Below are 14,631 nucleotides of genomic sequence, written 5' to 3'. Positions count from 1 at the left end.
TCGCGCCATCAGAGATGTGTATAAGAGACAGGCCTGGCCCACCTGCCGCTGGAGGCCGCGACCCGTGCCGCCGACCAGCTCGCCGCCGCGGGGATCACGGTGGTCTGCCTGCCCCAGGGCGGCTGCGCCGGCGCCGAGCGGCGTACCACCGCCCCCGTACGCCTGCTGCGCTCCGCCGGCGTGCGCGTCGCGGCGGGCAGCGGTGCGGTGCGGGACACGGCCAACCCGGTCGGTCGCGGCGATCCGCTCGAAGCCGCCTACCTCCTCGCCTCGCAGGCAGGGCTACGCGCCGAACAGGCGTACGCGTTGGTCTCCACGGCCGCCCGCGCGGCACTCGGCCTTCCCTGCGTGCGCGTCGAGGCGGGCTTCCCCGCCGAGCTCCTCGCCGTACGCGGTGAACGGCTCTCCGCGGCGCTCTCCCTCGGCTACAGCCGCATCGTCATCCACGGCGGCCGGATCGTCGCCCGCACCAGCGCCGTGCGCGAGTACTGCGACTCCGACGCCGACGCCGACGCGAGGCTCGGCGGACTCCCGCGCCAGGGGCGGCCCGACTCCGGCGCCGGGCCGAGGAACTGAGCGCGACCAGGCCCCTGGGCGTACGGTCGGTGATATGCGCATTGTCATCGCAGGTGGACACGGACAGATCGCACTACGGCTGGAGCGGCTGCTCGCCGCACGCGGGGATGAAGCCGTAGGGATCATCCGCAACCCCCAACAGAGTCAGGACCTGACCGAAGCCGGTGCCCGACCCGCCGTGCTGGACCTCGAAACGGCCACCGTGGAGCAGACCGCGGAGGTGCTGCGCGGCGCGGACGCGGCCGTCTTCGCCGCGGGCGCGGGGCCCAACAGCGGCGTCGCCCGCAAGGACACCGTCGACCGCGACGCGGCCGTGCTGTTCGCCGACGCGGCCGAGGCGGCGGGCGTCCGCCGCTACCTCGTCGTCTCCTCGATGGGCGCCGACCCCGACCACCCCGGCGACGAGGTCTTCGACGTGTATCTGAGGGCCAAGGGCGCCGCCGACGCCGACGTACGCTCCCGCACCGCACTGGACTGGACGATCCTGCGCCCCGGCATGCTGACCAACGACGCGGGCACCGGGCAGGTCCTCCTGGCCGCCTCGACGGGCCGCGGCCCGATCCCCCGCGACGACGTGGCGGCCACGCTGCTGGAGCTGCTGGACACCCCGGCCACGGCGGGCCTGACCCTGGAGGCGATCTCCGGGAACGTGCCGGTCACGGTGGCCGTGAAGGACGTCGCGGGCAACTGATCCGCAGCGGACTCCCCGGCGGAACTCCGCGCCCGGACAACGACGAAGCCCCCGACCGGAAGAACCGGTCGGGGGCTTCGTTCGCGTGGCGGCGCCAGGGTTCGAACCTGGGTAGGCTGAGCCGGCAGATTTACAGTCTGCTCCCTTTGGCCACTCGGGCACACCGCCTCGAACGACGCGTTGGATCTCGTGGTGAGCTCCTTGGCGACGACGTAAACAATACCTGATGGCCAGGGGTGCTCCGCCACCTGATTGATCAGCGGCCACGGGGGGCGGCGGTGGCTAGGCTTGCGCTGTATCCCCAGCATTCGACGCAAGGAGCCACACGTCATGGCCGACTCCAGTTTCGACATCGTCTCGAAGGTCGAGCGGCAGGAGGTCGACAACGCCCTCAACCAGGCCGCCAAGGAGATCTCCCAGCGTTACGACTTCAAGGGCACGGGCGCCTCGATCTCGTGGTCGGGCGAGAAGATTCTGATGGAGGCGAACGGCGAGGAGCGCGTCAAGGCCATCCTCGACATCTTCCAGTCCAAGCTGATCAAGCGCGGCATCTCGCTGAAGTCGCTGGACGCCGGTGAGCCGCAGCTCTCCGGCAAGGAGTACAAGATCTTCGCCACGATCGAGGAAGGCATCTCCCAGGACAACGCCAAGAAGGTGGCGAAGATCATCCGCGACGAGGGTCCGAAGGGCGTCAAGGCGCAGGTCCAGGGTGACGAGCTGCGGGTCAGCTCGAAGAGCCGGGATGATCTGCAGGCCGTGCAGGCGCTGCTCAAGGGGCAGGACTTCGACTTCGCGGTGCAGTTCGTCAACTACCGGTGATGAACTGTCTCGATCCGTACGGGCGTTGCCGGATCGCTTGAGCCGAACCGAGCCGAACTGAACTGATCCGAACTGAGCCGAACTGAGCTGAGCTGAGCACAACGGGGGCACACCGCCGGGGCCGACCTCGACGGCGTGCCTCTTCGTGTGCCAGGCCCCGGGGCGCGGGCGCGATGTCCGAATACCGCCGGTGGGGGCACGGCGGGCGGGCGCAGACTGGCCGTACCGACCGGGGAAGTGAGAAGGCATGACGACGACGGTGTACGCGTGGGTGGAGAGCCCGCTGGGCGAGTTGCTGCTGGTCGGCGAGGTGGTGGCGGACGAGCCGGGCACAGCCGGTGTGCCCGCGACGGCCGGGGTCCGGCTGCGCTCGTTGTCGATGCCCGGCCAGAAGGGCGGCGCGGTCGTCCAGGACGGCTGGCGGCACGCCCCCGCGGCGTTCGCGGAGGTCGCCCGGCAGTTGGAGGCGTACTTCGCGGGGCGCTCGACACGGTTCGACGTGCCGCTGGCGGAGGGTGCGGGCACGGAGTTCCAGCGGCGGGTCTGGGCGGTGCTGGAGTCGATCCCGTACGGGAGCACGGTGTCGTACGGGGAGGTCGCGGCGCTGGTCGGGGCCTCGGGTGCGGGGGTGCGCGCGGTGGGCACGGCGATCGGGCGCAATCCGTTGCTGGTCGTGCGGCCGTGCCACCGGGTGATCGGGGCGGACGGAGCGCTGCGGGGGTACGCGGGCGGGCTGGAGCGGAAGAGGCTGCTGCTGGGGATCGAGGGCGGGGTGGGCTGAGCCATGGAGCCAGGACTGCCGCCGTCCTCGGACGGCCTCTTCCGGCGGCCGCGGAGGGTGGTCGCGCCGGGGGCCGTCCATGTGCCGGAGTGGCTGCCGGTGGAGCGGCGGGCGGAGTTGGTGGCGGCGTGCCGTCAGTGGGCGCGGGGGCCGGTCCCGTTGCGGCATACGGTGCTGCCGGGCGGCGGGGTGATGTCGGTGCGGACGGTGTGCCTGGGGTGGCACTGGCAGCCGTACCGGTACGCGCGTACGGCTGACGACGTGAACGGTGCCCGGGTGGCCGCGTTCCCGGACTGGCTGGGCGATCTGGGGCGGGCGGCGGTGTCCGAGGCGTACGGGGACGAGGGTGCGGCGGAGGCGTTCGCGCCGGATACCGCGCTGATCAACTTCTACGACGACACCGCGCGGATGGGCATGCATCAGGACAAGGAGGAGCGGTCGAGCGCTCCTGTGGTGTCGTTGAGCATCGGAGCGAGATGCGTGTTCCGCTTCGGGAACACGGAGGGACGCGGGCAGCCCCACACGGATGTGGAGTTGGGGTCCGGGGATCTGTTCGTCTTCGGTGGGCCGTCGCGTTTCGCGTTCCACGGGGTACCGAAGGTGTACGCGGGACCGGCCGACCCGGCCGCGGGGCTGCGGGCCGGCCGGTTGAACCTGACGTTGCGGGAGACCGGGATGACGTCACGGGACTCGCGGTAGGGCGAGGTGCGCCGCCGGCCGCTCACGGGCCCCGGTGTCCGCCGGCCCCCGGGGTCAGCGGCGTTCGCGGGAGTTGCCGAACAGCAGCCGATAGGCGATGAGCAGGACCAGTGAACCGGCGATGGCGGCGATCCAGGTCGCGGTGTCGTAGAAGTCGTTGCTGATGGGGCGGTCGAGGAATTTACTGGAGAGCCAGCCTCCGACGAAGGCCCCGGCGATGCCGATGAGGGTGGTGCCGATGATGCCTCCCGGGTCGCGTCCCGGGAGGAGGATTTTCGCTATGACTCCGGCGAGCAGCCCGAGAATGATCCAACTGATGATGCCCATGTGGCTGCACCTACCCCTTGCTTCGTCTTGGAACCCAAGACGTCGCGGGCATGCGTTCGGTTGCCCGGGGCGTGTCCGTCGAGGTCAGGACGGGTGCCCCGGCCGGTGGGCGGCGGGGCGGGCTACCGGGCGGCGAAGGGCTGGTCCGTGCGGACGATCTCCTTGCCGAAGGGCATGAGGGAGACGGGGATCAGTTTGAAGTTGGCGATGCCCAGAGGGATGCCGATGATCGTGATGCACAGCGCGATGCCGGTGGTGATGTGGCCGAGGGTGAGCCACCAGCCGGCGAGGATCAGCCAGAGGACGTTCCCCACGCAGGAGGGCGAGCCCGCGTCCCGGCGGTCGACGACGGTGTAGCCGAACGGCCAGAGGGCGTAGACGCCGATCCTGAAGGCGGCGAGCCCGAAGGGGATGCCGATGATGGTGATGCAGAGCAGAAGGCCCGCGACCAGGTAGCCGAGGAACATCCAGAATCCGCAGAGGATCAGCCAGATGACGTTCAGGATGGTTTTCACGGGCGATGACCTGCCATCTGTTCTAGTCGGGCGATCCGCTCCGCCATCGGCGGGTGGGTGGAGAACATTCTCGCCGTCCCCCGGCCGGGGCGGAACGGATTCGCGATCATCATGTGGCTCGCGGTCTCGATCCTGGGCTCGGGCGGCAACGGGAGCTGTTTCGTTCCGGCGTCGAGCTTGCGCAGAGCACTGGCGAGGGCCAGCGGGTCGCCGGTGAGCTGGGCCCCGGACGCGTCGGCCTCGTACTCCCGGGAGCGGCTGACGGCGAGCTGGATGACGGAGGCGGCGAGCGGTCCCAGGATCATGATCAGAAGCATGCCGAGAAGGCCGGGCCCCTCGTCGTCGTTGGAGCGGCCCACCGGGATGAGCCAGGCGAAGTTGACCAGGAACATCACGACGGAGGCGAGGGCTCCGGCGACGGACGAGATGAGGATGTCCCGGTTGTAGACATGGCTCAGCTCGTGGCCGAGGACGCCGCGCAGCTCGCGTTCGTCGAGGATCTGGAGGATGCCCTCGGTACAGCAGACGGCGGCGTGGCGCGGGTTGCGGCCGGTGGCGAACGCGTTGGGCGCCTGCGTCGGGGAGATGTAGAGGCGCGGCATGGGCTGGCGGGCCGCCGTGGAGAGCTCGCGGACGATGCGGTAGAGCTGCGGCGCCTCGAACTCGCTGACGGGTCGGGCGCGCATGGCCCGCAGCGCCAGCTTGTCGCTGTTCCAGTAGGCGTAGGCGTTGGTGCCGACGGCTACCAGGAGCGCGACGACGAGGCCCGTACGTCCGAAGAAACTGCCGATGACGATGATGAGAGCGGACAGTCCCCCGAGGAGTACGGCGGTCTTCAGCCCGTTGTGCCGGCGGTGCACGGTACGCCCTCCAAGTGGTGCAGCAGGGGAACCCTTTGCATGGTGGTGCTCCACTCCCCAGTGGAGCCTCCTGTACTGGTCAACGCCAGGCGGGAGGAGCTAGTTCCCTTGTGCGTGCGGCCGGAGGGCGGGGCTGTGCCGCGTGTTCGCGCCGGTCGGGCGCCCGGCCCCGTACGGAGTGGCGCTGGGCCGTACGGGTGGCGGGCTTCCTCGTGGTGCGATGGTCATACGGGTATGCGTGCGTCGCCGCGGTCAGTGCTGCTGTTTCGTTCAGTGCTGCTGTCCGGTCAGCTGCTGTCCGGTCAGTGCTGCTGCGCGGGGAGCTTGGCGAGGGAGAGTGCCTCGGGGTCGGGCTCGACCTCGCTGGTGCAGTGGCCGCAGCGGGAGGCGACGGAGGGGATCTCGCTGAAGCAGCGCGGGCAGTCGCGGAGGGCGGCCTTGATGTCGACGGCCTCCTCCTCTTCCTCCTTGGTGAAGCGGTTCTGCACCTTGGCCATGGGGACCACGACGCAGAAGTACAGCACCGCGGCGGTGATCAGGAAGGCGATCGCGGCGCTGATGAAGAGGCCATAGGGGAACACGACGCCGTCCACCTCGTAGGAGGCCTTGCTGAAGTCTCCGGTGCCGCGGGTGGCGAGGCCGATCAGCGGTGTGATGAACGCATTGCTGAAGCCCGTGACCACGGCGGTGAAAGCGGCCCCGACAGCGAGACCGATCGCCATCGAGATGACGTTCCCGCGCAGGATGAAGTCCTTGAACCCGTTCAGCACTGCTCTCTCTTTCCTCTTGCTCCCGACACGTCCACGCCGATTACGTGACGTATGCAGTCAAGACCATGCCCTGCGGCGGGGGCCGCGGGCAAACCGATCTTCCGGGGCCGGGATGCCTCAGAAAAGGCTGACGGAGGCGAAGCGCAGGACGGCCTGCGGGGCCCCGGAGAGCAGGATTCCGGCGGTGGCGGTCAGCACGATCGCCGTGGTGAGCGGGGTGGGGGTCGAGAATCGGCGTGGTGGAACGGAGGCCGTGGATCCGGTGGCGGCCCCGGTGGTTTCCGGGGCGCCCTCGGGCGTACGGAAAAGGATCGCGGTCCACTGAAGGTAGTAGTAGAGAGCGATCACCACGTTGACGGCCATGACCACGGCGAGCCAGCCGAGGCCCGCGTCGACGGCCGCGGAGAAGACGGTGACCTTCGCGAAGAGCCCGATGATGCCGGGCGGCAGTCCGGCCAGGCAGAGCAGGAAGAACCCGAGGGCCAGGGCCGCGAGCGGACGGGTGGCGTACAGGCCCCGGTAGTCGGAGAGCCGGTTGCCGGGATGGGTGCGGGCGACGACGGCGGCGACGGCGAACGCCCCCAGGTTCACGACGGCGTACATGAGGGCGTACGCCACGGTGGAGCCGATCTGGTCGTTGCCGGAGTACGCGGCGGCGGCGATCGGGACCAGGAGGTAGCCGGCCTGGGCGACCGAGGACCAGGCGAGGAGGCGGACGGCGCTGCGGGCGCGGTCGGCGTTCTGGCGGAGGGCCGCGACGTTGCCGACGGTCATGGTGAGGGCGGCGAGGACGGCGATCGCGGGCCCCCACACGTCGGCGTAGGAGGGGAACGCGATGACGGTGACCAGAATGAGCCCCGAGAACCCGACGGCCTTCCCGACGACGGAGAGATAGGCGGCGATGGGGAGGGGCGCGCCGACGTAGGTGTCGGGGACCCAGAAGTGGAAGGGCGCGGCTGCGGTCTTGAAGGCGAACCCGACGAGGGTGAGGGCGACGCCGGCCTTGGCGAGGGTGTCGAGGACCGGGGGTACGTCGTCGAGGCGGTCGGCGATCTCGGTGAGGTGCAGGGTGCCGGTGGTCGCGTACACGAAGCTGACGCCGAGCAGCATGACGGCGGTGGCGACGACGGAGGACAGGAAGAACTTCAGCGCGGCCTCGGAGGAGCGCCGGTCGCCACGCACGATGCCGACGAGCGCGAACGCGGGCAGCGAGGCGACTTCGAGGGCGACGACGAGCGTGGCGAGGTCGCGGGAGGCGGGCAGCAGGGCGGCCCCGGAGGCGGAGGCCAGGAGCAGGAACCAGAACTCCCCCGCCGGCAGTTTCCGGGTGTCGTCGAGCGAGAGCAGGACGGTGAGGAACGCGCCGCCGAGGACGAGGGCCTGGATGACGAGGGTGAAGTGGTCGGCGGTGTAGCTGCAGGCCTGGGCGCCGGTGGTGACGCAGAAGGTGGCCCGGTCCCCGGCGCGCAGGGGGATCAGGAGCGCCAGGGCGGCGGCGAGGGCGGTGAGGGCGCCGTAGCCGAGGAGCTGTTTGCGGTGCGCGGGCAGGAACAGGTCGGCGACCAGGACGATCAGGGCGGCGAGCGCGGTGAGGGTGGGGGGTGCGATGGCGAGCCAGTCGATGGACTGGACGAGGCTGGGGGTGCCGGAGGCGAGGAGGCTTCCGGCGGCGTCGCCGGTGCCGGAGGCGGCCAGGCCCGGGGCGGTGCTGAGGTCCGCGGTCACGACTTGCCTCCTGCGAGGAGCTTCTGCACGGCCGGGTCGGTGAGGCCGAGGAGAACGGCGGGCCAGAGACCGGCGAGGACGGTGAGCGCGGCGAGCGGGGTCCAGGTGGCGGCTTCGTACGTCTGGATGTCGGCGAGCTGCGGGGTGGTGGAGGGGGCGGGCCGGGCTCCGGTGGCCGCGGACGGCTGCGGGCCGTCCGCCGCTCGCTGGGTCCGGCCGTCGGGCGACAGCCGGGAGTGGGGCGGGTGCTCGCCCATGCAGACGCGGCGGACGACGATGAGCATGTACGCGGCGGTGAGCAGGGTGCCGAACGCCCCGATGGCCATGAACGTGCGGAACGCGGGGCGGCTGAGGCCTTCGGCGGGGCTGTACGCGCCGAACAGGGTGAGCATCTCGCCCCAGAATCCGGCGAGTCCGGGGAGGCCGAGCGAGGCGATGGCGGCGAAGGCGAGCAGCGCGCCGAGGCGGGGCGCCCGGCCGTAGAGGGCGGCCCCGGTCGCTCCGGCGAGGGTGTCGAGGTCGGCGGTGCCGTAGCGGTCCTTGACGGCGCCGACGAGGAAGAACAACAGGCCGGTGATGAGGCCGTGGGCGATGTTGGCGAAGAGCGCGCCGTTGACTCCGGTGGGGGTCATGGTGGCGATGCCGAGCAGGACGAAGCCCATGTGGCCGACGGACGAGTAGGCGATGAGCCGCTTGAGATCGCCCTTGGCGCCGGTACGGGCCAGGGCCAGGCAGGCGAGGGAGCCGTAGACGATGCCGACGACGGCGAACGCCGCGAGGTAGGGCGCGAAGGTCCGCATGCCGTCGGGGGTGATGGGGAGCAGGATCCGGACGAATCCGTACGTTCCCATCTTCAGCAGGACGCCCGCGAGGAGCACCGACCCGACGGTGGGGGCGGCGGTGTGGGCGTCGGGAAGCCAGCTGTGCAGGGGCCACATCGGGGTCTTCACAGCGAGGCCGACACCGATCGCGAGTACGGCGATGCCCTGCACGGATGTGGTGAGGCCCCGGCCGTTGTCAGTGGCGAGTGCCACCATGTCGAAGGTGCCGCTCTTCAGCCCGATGAGGAGGATGCCCAACAGCATGACGACCGAGCCGAGCAGGGTGTAGAGGATGAACTTCCAGGCGGCCGCCTGCCGTTGGCCGCCGCCCCAGCGGGCGATGAGGAAGTACATCGGGATGAGGACCATCTCGAAGGCGAGGAAGAAGAGCAGCAGGTCGAGGACGGCGAAGGTGGCGAGGGTGCCGGACTCCAGGACGAGGACGAGGGCGACGAAAGCCTTCGGTGAGGGGCCCGCGGGCAGCTTGAAATAGCTGTACAGCGCGCAGAGGAAGGTCAGCAGCGCGGTCAGGACCAGGAGGGGGAGCGAGATGCCGTCGATGCCGAGGTGGATGCGGACGTCGAGCGCCGGGATCCAGCTGATGTCGGTGGTCGCCTGCATCGTGGCGGGGTGGTCGTGGTCGAAGCCGGCGGCCAGGACGATCGCGGCGACGAGGACGGCACCGGTGACGGTCACGCCGTGGCGGAGCACGGCCTGGTCGGGGTTCTTCCCCTTGAGCCCGGGCGGGGCGGGGAGCAGGGCCGCGACGGCGCCGAGGAGCGGGGCGACGACGAGGAACGCCAGAAGGAACTGCATCACGGACGCACTGATATCGATCACGGTCACGACCCCGCGTTGACGTTGGCGAAGACGACGGCGGCGATCGCCAGGACGAGGGACCCGGCGAGCAGGGCGCCGGCGTAGGTCTGCACGTTGCCGGTCTGGGCCCGGCGGACAGCGGTGCCGAGGAGGCGCGTGACAGCGCCCGTTCCGTTGACGTAGGTGTCGACGACCTCGCGGTCCAGGAAGCGGACGAGGCGGGCGGCTCCCTGGACGGGCCGGACGAACAGCACCGTGTACAGGGCGTCGAGGTGGAAGCCGGTGGCCGCGTGGCGGTGCAGGGGCCCGAGGAGGAGCCTGCCGGGGTCGGCCGGGTCGGGGGCGTCCGCGATGGTGCCGTAGACGGCGGTGTGGGACGTCATGGCCTCGGCTTCGACGAGGGCGGGTTCGGCACCGGGGTGGGCGGCGACGGCGCCGATGGGGGTGCGGGCGGCGACGGCGGTGGTGTGTCGCCACGCACCGTAGGTGACGAGGCCGCCGACGAGCGTGACGCCGGTGGAGAGGACGGCGGTGGTGAGGGACGGGGTGAGTCCGTGCCCGTCGAACCAGTCGCCGATCATGCCGACGGTGAGGCCGAAGCCGATGGTGGGGACGGCCAGGATCCACAGGACGGAGGTCATGGCGGCGGGCTGCTTGCCGTGGTCGGGGGCTTCCGCGCCGCGCCCGCGGAAGGCGAGGAGCCAGAGGCGTACGGCGTAGGCGGCGGTCAGGACGGCGGCGAGGAGCCCGGCGACCAGGATCGTCCACCCTGCGGCGGCCGGGGCGACGCTCCGGTCTCCGAGGGCGGTGTGCTCGGCGGCGACGAGGACGGCTTCCTTGGAGAAGAAGCCGGCGAACGGCGGGATGGCGGCCAGGGCTAGGAGCGCGACGGTCATCGTCCAGAAGGCGTCCGGGATACGGCGGGCGAGCCCTCCCATCCGGGACATGGCGGCGAGCGAGTTGGTGCCCGCGGCGTGGATGACGACGCCCGCGGCGAGGAAGAGGACCGCTTTGAACGCACCGTGCGAGATCAGGTGGAAGACCGCCGCACCCCGGTCGCCGACGGCCAGGGCGCCCGACATGTAGCCGAGCTGGCCGATGGTCGAGTAGGCGAGGACGCGTTTGATGTCGTCCTGGGCGAGGGCGGCGAGCCCGGACCCGATCATCGTGACGGCGGCCATCACGGCGAGGACGACGAGCGCCGCGCCGGAGGCCGCGAAGACGGGCAGCAGCCGGGCCACGAAGTAGATGCCGGCGGCGACCATCGTCGCGGCGTGGATGAGCGCGGAGACGGGGGTGGGGCCGGCCATCGCGTCGGGCAGCCAGGTGTGCAGGGGGAACTGGGCCGACTTGCCCGCGACGCCCGCGAGGAGCAGCAGGGCGATGGCGGTGGGGTGGTCGAGTCCACCGTTGCCGACGGCGGCGAGGATCTTGGTGATCCGGAAGCTGCCGGTGTCGGCGGCGAGCGCGAACAGACCGATCAGGAAGGGGACGTCGCCGAGCTTGGTGACCAGGAAGGCCTTGAGGGAGGCGGCCCGGGCCTCGGGCGTCTCCCAGTAGTGGCCGACGAGGAAGTACGAGCAGATGCCCATGATCTCCCAGCCGACCAGGAGCACCATCAGGTCGCCGGAGTAGACGACCAGGAGCATCGCGGAGGTGAAGAGGGAGATGAGGGCCGCGTAGGAGGGGTAGCGGGCGTCGTCGCGGAGGTAGGCGGTGGAGTAGAGCTGTACGCAGGTGGCGACGACGGTCACGAGGACGGCGACCAGAACGGCGAAGCCGTCGAGGTGCAGCGCCAGGTCGATCGGGACCGAGCCGGTGGGCGTGAGCTGGGTCGCGGCGTCGACGGCCCGGCCGCCGCCCTGGCGGACGGCGACGACCACGGCGAGAACGGCCGCGGTGAGGGTCGGGAGGATCGCCAGCGGGCGGACGAAGCCGGGGGCGGTACGGCCGACGGCGAGGCCGGTGAGGGCCCCGAGGAACGGGAGGAGGGGGACGAGGGCGGCGAGGGTCGTGGTGGTCACGTGGTGGCCTCTGCCTTCTTCGTCTTCCCTGTCTTCCCTGTCTTCCCTGTTCTCCCGTCCGCCCGGCCGGGGGCCGACTCCGCGCCGTCGACGCCGTCGGGGAGCGTCTCGGCGTCGTCGGTCTCGGCGGTGTCGCGGAGCCGGTCGATGTCGGAGGTGCCCCGGTTGCGGTAGACGGCCAGGACGATCGCGAGGCCGATGCCGATCTCGGCGGCGGCGATGGCGATGGTGAAGAGCGTGAGTGCCTGGCCGGAGTGGAGGGTGTCGCGGAGCCAGACGTCGAAGGCGACGAGGTTGAGGTTGACGGCGTTGAGCATGAGCTCGACGGACATCAGGACCAGGATCGCGTTGCGGCGGGCGAGGACGCCGTAGAGGCCGGTGCAGAAGAGGAGGGCGGCGAGCACGGCGGGATAGGCGAGGTGCATCAGCTCTGCTCCTCCGGGCCGGGGGTGCCGGGCGAGGCGGACGGGCGCTGCTTCACGGTCCTGGGGTTGGCTGTCCCGTCGGTGCCGGGGCGGACCGTGGTGTCCGTGTCGTGTTTGCGGGACAGGACGATCGCGCCGACGAGGGCGGCGAGCAACAGGACGGAGAGTGCCTCGAAGGGCAGCACCCAGTTCCGGAACAGGAAGGCGCCGGTGACCTCGGTGGAGCCGCGGGCCGGCCCGTCGAGGTCGATCCAGGTGGTGCGGAAGGCGTCGACCACGACCCAGACGAGGGCGACCGCCGCGGCGGCCGCCACCCCGAGGGCGACCCACCGATGGTCTGAATCGGCGTCCGGGGAGCGGCCGATGGGGGCCCGGGTGAGCATCAGGCCGAAGAGGAGGAGGACGACGACGGAACCGACGTAGATCAGTACCTGGACCCAGGCGATGAACTCCGCGGTGAGCAGGAGGTACTCGACGGCCAGTCCGCCGAGCGCCACGACGAGCCAGAGCGCGGCGTGCACCAGTTGCCTGGTCGTGACGGTGATGACGGCGGCGCCGAGGGTGGCGAGGCCGACGAGGAGAAACGCGATCTCGACGCCGGACGGGGAGAGGAAGCCGGGGTGGTCGCCTGCGGCAGTGGAGGTAGCGGTGGCGGTGGCGGTGGCGGTGGCGTTGAGCAAGGAGGGTGTGGTGTGCAACATCAGGGGGTCCCTCCCTTCTCGTCTGCCTGGTCCCGCTGTTCCTGCGCGCGTTGGGCGGCAAGCTTGTCAGCGGCCTTGCGGGCGGCGGCGATCTCCTTCGGTTCCTCGGCCCCGGGGTCGAGGGCGGGCGGCTCCGGCACGGTCCACATCCACTCGCGGAGCTTGTCGCGCTCGTGGGTGAGTTCGTGGATGTCCGTCTCCGCGTACTCGAATTCGGGCGACCAGAACAGTGCGTCGAAGGGGCACACCTCGATGCAGATACCGCAGTACATGCAGAGGGAGAAGTCGATGGCGAAGCGGTCGAGGACGTTCCGGCTGCGCTCACGGCCGCCGGGGGCGGCGGGCGGCGACGTCTCCTTGTGGGAGTCGATGTAGATGCACCAGTCGGGGCACTCACGGGCGCAGAGCATGCAGACCGTGCAGTTCTCCTCGAACAGCCCGATGACGCCGCGGGAGCGGGGCGGGAGTTCGGGCTGGGTGTCCGGGTACTGCGCGGTGACGGTCTTCCTCGTCATTGTGCGCAGGGTGACGGCAAGGCCCTTGGCCAGGCCGGATCCGGGGATCGGGGGCATCAGTTGATCGCCACCTTCACGATGCCGGTGAGCGCGATCTGCGCGAGGGCGAGCGGGACGAGGGTGGTCCAGGCGAGCTTCTGCAACTGGTCCTCACGCAGGCGCGGGTAGCTGACGCGCAGCCAGATGACGACGAACGCGAGGAGGGCGGTCTTGAGGACGGTCCAGAGCCAGCCGAGTCCGTCGGCGCCGAACGGGCCGTGCCAACCGCCGAGGAACAGGACGGTGGTCAGCGCGCACAGGACGACGATGCCCGCGTACTCGGCGAGGAGGAACAGGGCGAAGCGCAGACCGGTGTACTCGGTGTACGCGCCGAAGATGATCTCGGAGTCGGCCACCGGCATGTCGAACGGCGGGCGCTGCAACTCGGCGAGACCGGCGACGAAGAAGACCAGGGCGCCGACGATCTGCCAGGGCAGCCACCACCACGCGAACGCGTCGAGGATGCCGGTGAGCGAGACCGTCCCGGCCGCCATCGCCACGGAGGCGGCGGTCAGGAGCATCGGCAGCTCGTAGGACAGGAGCTGCGCGGCGGTGCGGAGGCCGCCGAGGAGGGAGAACTTGTTGGCGGAGGCCCAGCCCGCCATGAGCGAGCCGAGGACGCCGATGCCCATGACGGCGAGGACGAAGAAGATGCCCGCGTCGACGGCCTGGCCTACCGCGCCGTCGCCGGGGCCGACGGGGATGACCACGAGGACGAGGAGGTACGGGAGGAGGGCGACGGCGGGGGCGAGCTGGAAGACGCGGCGGTCGGCGGCGGCCGGGACCACGTCCTCCTTCTGCGCGAACTTCACGCCGTCCGCGACGAGCTGGGCCCAGCCGTGGAAGCCCCCTGCGTACATGGGACCCAGGCGGCCCTGCATGTGGGCCATCACCTTGTGTTCCGTCTGACCCACGAGGAGGGGGGCGACCAGGAACACGACGAAGACGATGGCCAGACGGAGGGCGACGTCGAGAACGTCGTTCACTCGGAATCGCCTCCGGCGGGGCGGTCTGGGGCGGGCCTGTCGGGGGCGGGCTTGTCGGGGGCGGGCTTGTCGGGGGCGACGTCGCCGGGGGTGGCTTCGTCGGCGGTGGCTTCGTCGGGGGTGGGGGTGGGGTCGTCCGCGGGCGCGGGTTCGCCTTCGGACTCGGCGGCCTCGCCGGGAGTGGAGGGTTCGCCGGGAGTGGGGCCGCTGCGCGGGGCTTCTTCCCTGCCCGCCCCTTCCCGAACCGGGGGCTTTGCCCCCGTACCCTCGCTCCTCGAACGCCGGTGGGGCCGCGAGGACTCGGCCTCCGGTCCCTCCGGTTCGTCGAAGGCCGGCCGGGCGTCGTGCCACGGGGCGTCCGTGCTGCGCACCCGGGGCGGCGACCCGGGTGCGTCCCCGGGCGCCTCCGACGCCGGACGCCGGCCTGCCGAACCTTCCGAGGCCGACCGGGAACGGCGCGCCGGGGCGGGCGGGGTCGCAGCAGGGGCGTCCGGGGGCGGCTGCTGGCTTGCCGAGCCCTCGGACGCCGACCGGGAGC

The 14,631-nt window shown here is 71.1% G+C and carries 15 protein-coding genes, 1 tRNA gene and 2 pseudogenes; 5 read left to right on the top strand and 13 right to left on the bottom strand.

Annotation, left to right across the window (positions count from 1 at the left end; genetic code table 11):
* Nucleotides 1-30: 30 nt before the first annotated feature.
* Nucleotides 31-576: pseudogene (locus tag CR470_RS27310) on the top strand (hydrolase); the annotation flags it as partial.
* Between the two features lie 34 nt (nucleotides 577-610).
* Entirely contained in the window at nucleotides 611-1,267 is a 657-nt protein-coding gene (locus tag CR470_RS27305) for an SDR family oxidoreductase (RefSeq protein ID WP_097870173.1), read from the top strand.
* Nucleotides 1,268-1,353: 86 nt separating this feature from the next.
* Here the strand turns inward: CR470_RS27305 and CR470_RS27300 are convergent.
* Nucleotides 1,354-1,435: transfer RNA gene (locus tag CR470_RS27300), tRNA-Tyr, on the bottom strand.
* Between the two features lie 162 nt (nucleotides 1,436-1,597).
* Here CR470_RS27300 and CR470_RS27295 point away from each other — a divergent pair.
* The 3 genes from CR470_RS27295 to CR470_RS27285 all read left to right on the top strand — a co-directional run bounded on the left by CR470_RS27295 (nucleotide 1,598) and on the right by CR470_RS27285 (nucleotide 3,566).
* Nucleotides 1,598-2,086 carry a YajQ family cyclic di-GMP-binding protein gene (locus tag CR470_RS27295; RefSeq protein ID WP_006126857.1) on the top strand — a complete coding sequence of 163 codons (489 nt, stop codon included), beginning with the start codon at nucleotides 1,598-1,600 and terminating at the stop codon, nucleotides 2,084-2,086.
* A gap of 247 nt (nucleotides 2,087-2,333) precedes the next feature.
* Nucleotides 2,334-2,867 (top strand): methylated-DNA--[protein]-cysteine S-methyltransferase, encoded by a 534-nt coding sequence (locus CR470_RS27290; protein WP_097870172.1) that lies wholly within the window; start codon nucleotides 2,334-2,336, stop codon nucleotides 2,865-2,867.
* Between the two features lie 3 nt (nucleotides 2,868-2,870).
* Nucleotides 2,871-3,566 (top strand): alpha-ketoglutarate-dependent dioxygenase AlkB family protein, encoded by a 696-nt coding sequence (locus CR470_RS27285; RefSeq protein WP_097870171.1) that lies wholly within the window; start codon nucleotides 2,871-2,873, stop codon nucleotides 3,564-3,566.
* Nucleotides 3,567-3,620: 54 nt separating this feature from the next.
* Here CR470_RS27285 and CR470_RS27280 read toward each other — a convergent pair whose 3' ends face one another.
* The 12 genes and pseudogenes from CR470_RS27280 to CR470_RS27225 form a co-directional block, all read right to left on the bottom strand.
* Nucleotides 3,621-3,893 (bottom strand): GlsB/YeaQ/YmgE family stress response membrane protein, encoded by a 273-nt coding sequence (locus CR470_RS27280; protein WP_097870170.1) that lies wholly within the window; start codon nucleotides 3,891-3,893, stop codon nucleotides 3,621-3,623.
* A gap of 122 nt (nucleotides 3,894-4,015) precedes the next feature.
* Complete coding sequence (locus CR470_RS27275) at nucleotides 4,016-4,408, bottom strand: YccF domain-containing protein (RefSeq protein WP_097870169.1); 393 nt, start codon at nucleotides 4,406-4,408, stop codon at nucleotides 4,016-4,018.
* The gene (gene htpX / locus CR470_RS27270; protein WP_097870168.1) at nucleotides 4,405-5,268 is read right to left on the bottom strand and encodes a zinc metalloprotease HtpX; all 864 of its coding nucleotides are present in this window, start codon (nucleotides 5,266-5,268) and stop codon (nucleotides 4,405-4,407) included. Before htpX ends, CR470_RS27275 begins: the two co-directional genes overlap by 4 nt.
* A 302-nt stretch (nucleotides 5,269-5,570) precedes the next feature.
* Nucleotides 5,571-6,038, bottom strand: coding sequence for a large conductance mechanosensitive channel protein MscL (gene mscL, locus CR470_RS27265; protein WP_097870167.1), 468 nt, complete (start codon nucleotides 6,036-6,038; stop codon nucleotides 5,571-5,573).
* Between the two features lie 117 nt (nucleotides 6,039-6,155).
* Nucleotides 6,156-7,763: an NADH-quinone oxidoreductase subunit N gene (locus CR470_RS27260; protein WP_179892385.1), complete on the bottom strand. Its 1,608-nt coding sequence runs from the start codon at nucleotides 7,761-7,763 to the stop codon at nucleotides 6,156-6,158.
* Nucleotides 7,760-9,430, bottom strand: a complete 1,671-nt coding sequence (locus CR470_RS27255; RefSeq protein WP_097870166.1) for an NADH-quinone oxidoreductase subunit M — start codon at nucleotides 9,428-9,430, stop codon at nucleotides 7,760-7,762. Before CR470_RS27255 ends, CR470_RS27260 begins: the two co-directional genes overlap by 4 nt.
* Nucleotides 9,427-11,427 (bottom strand): NADH-quinone oxidoreductase subunit 5 family protein, encoded by a 2,001-nt coding sequence (locus CR470_RS27250; RefSeq protein ID WP_097870165.1) that lies wholly within the window; start codon nucleotides 11,425-11,427, stop codon nucleotides 9,427-9,429. The genes CR470_RS27255 and CR470_RS27250 overlap by 4 nt, the downstream gene beginning before the upstream one ends.
* Nucleotides 11,424-11,852, bottom strand: coding sequence for an NADH-quinone oxidoreductase subunit NuoK (gene nuoK, locus CR470_RS27245; RefSeq protein WP_097870164.1), 429 nt, complete (start codon nucleotides 11,850-11,852; stop codon nucleotides 11,424-11,426). The genes CR470_RS27250 and nuoK overlap by 4 nt, the downstream gene beginning before the upstream one ends.
* Nucleotides 11,852-12,553: an NADH-quinone oxidoreductase subunit J family protein gene (locus tag CR470_RS27240; RefSeq protein ID WP_179892384.1), complete on the bottom strand. Its 702-nt coding sequence runs from the start codon at nucleotides 12,551-12,553 to the stop codon at nucleotides 11,852-11,854. Before CR470_RS27240 ends, nuoK begins: the two co-directional genes overlap by 1 nt.
* On the bottom strand, nucleotides 12,553-13,125 hold the full coding sequence (locus tag CR470_RS27235; RefSeq protein ID WP_097870163.1) for a NuoI/complex I 23 kDa subunit family protein: 573 nt from the start codon (nucleotides 13,123-13,125) through the stop codon (nucleotides 12,553-12,555). Before CR470_RS27235 ends, CR470_RS27240 begins: the two co-directional genes overlap by 1 nt.
* The gene (locus tag CR470_RS27230; RefSeq protein WP_097870162.1) at nucleotides 13,125-14,093 is read right to left on the bottom strand and encodes a complex I subunit 1/NuoH family protein; all 969 of its coding nucleotides are present in this window, start codon (nucleotides 14,091-14,093) and stop codon (nucleotides 13,125-13,127) included. The genes CR470_RS27235 and CR470_RS27230 overlap by 1 nt, the downstream gene beginning before the upstream one ends.
* Nucleotides 14,090-14,631, bottom strand: a pseudogene (locus CR470_RS27225) (NADH-quinone oxidoreductase subunit C); the annotation flags it as partial. The pseudogene CR470_RS27225 and the gene CR470_RS27230, both read right to left, overlap by 4 nt.

It is taken from the genome of Streptomyces sp. rh34 (genome assembly GCF_002551245.1).
In the GTDB taxonomy this organism is placed as follows: Bacteria; Actinomycetota; Actinomycetes; order Streptomycetales; family Streptomycetaceae; genus Streptomyces.
This window is presented reverse-complemented; position numbering and strand designations above follow the sequence as displayed.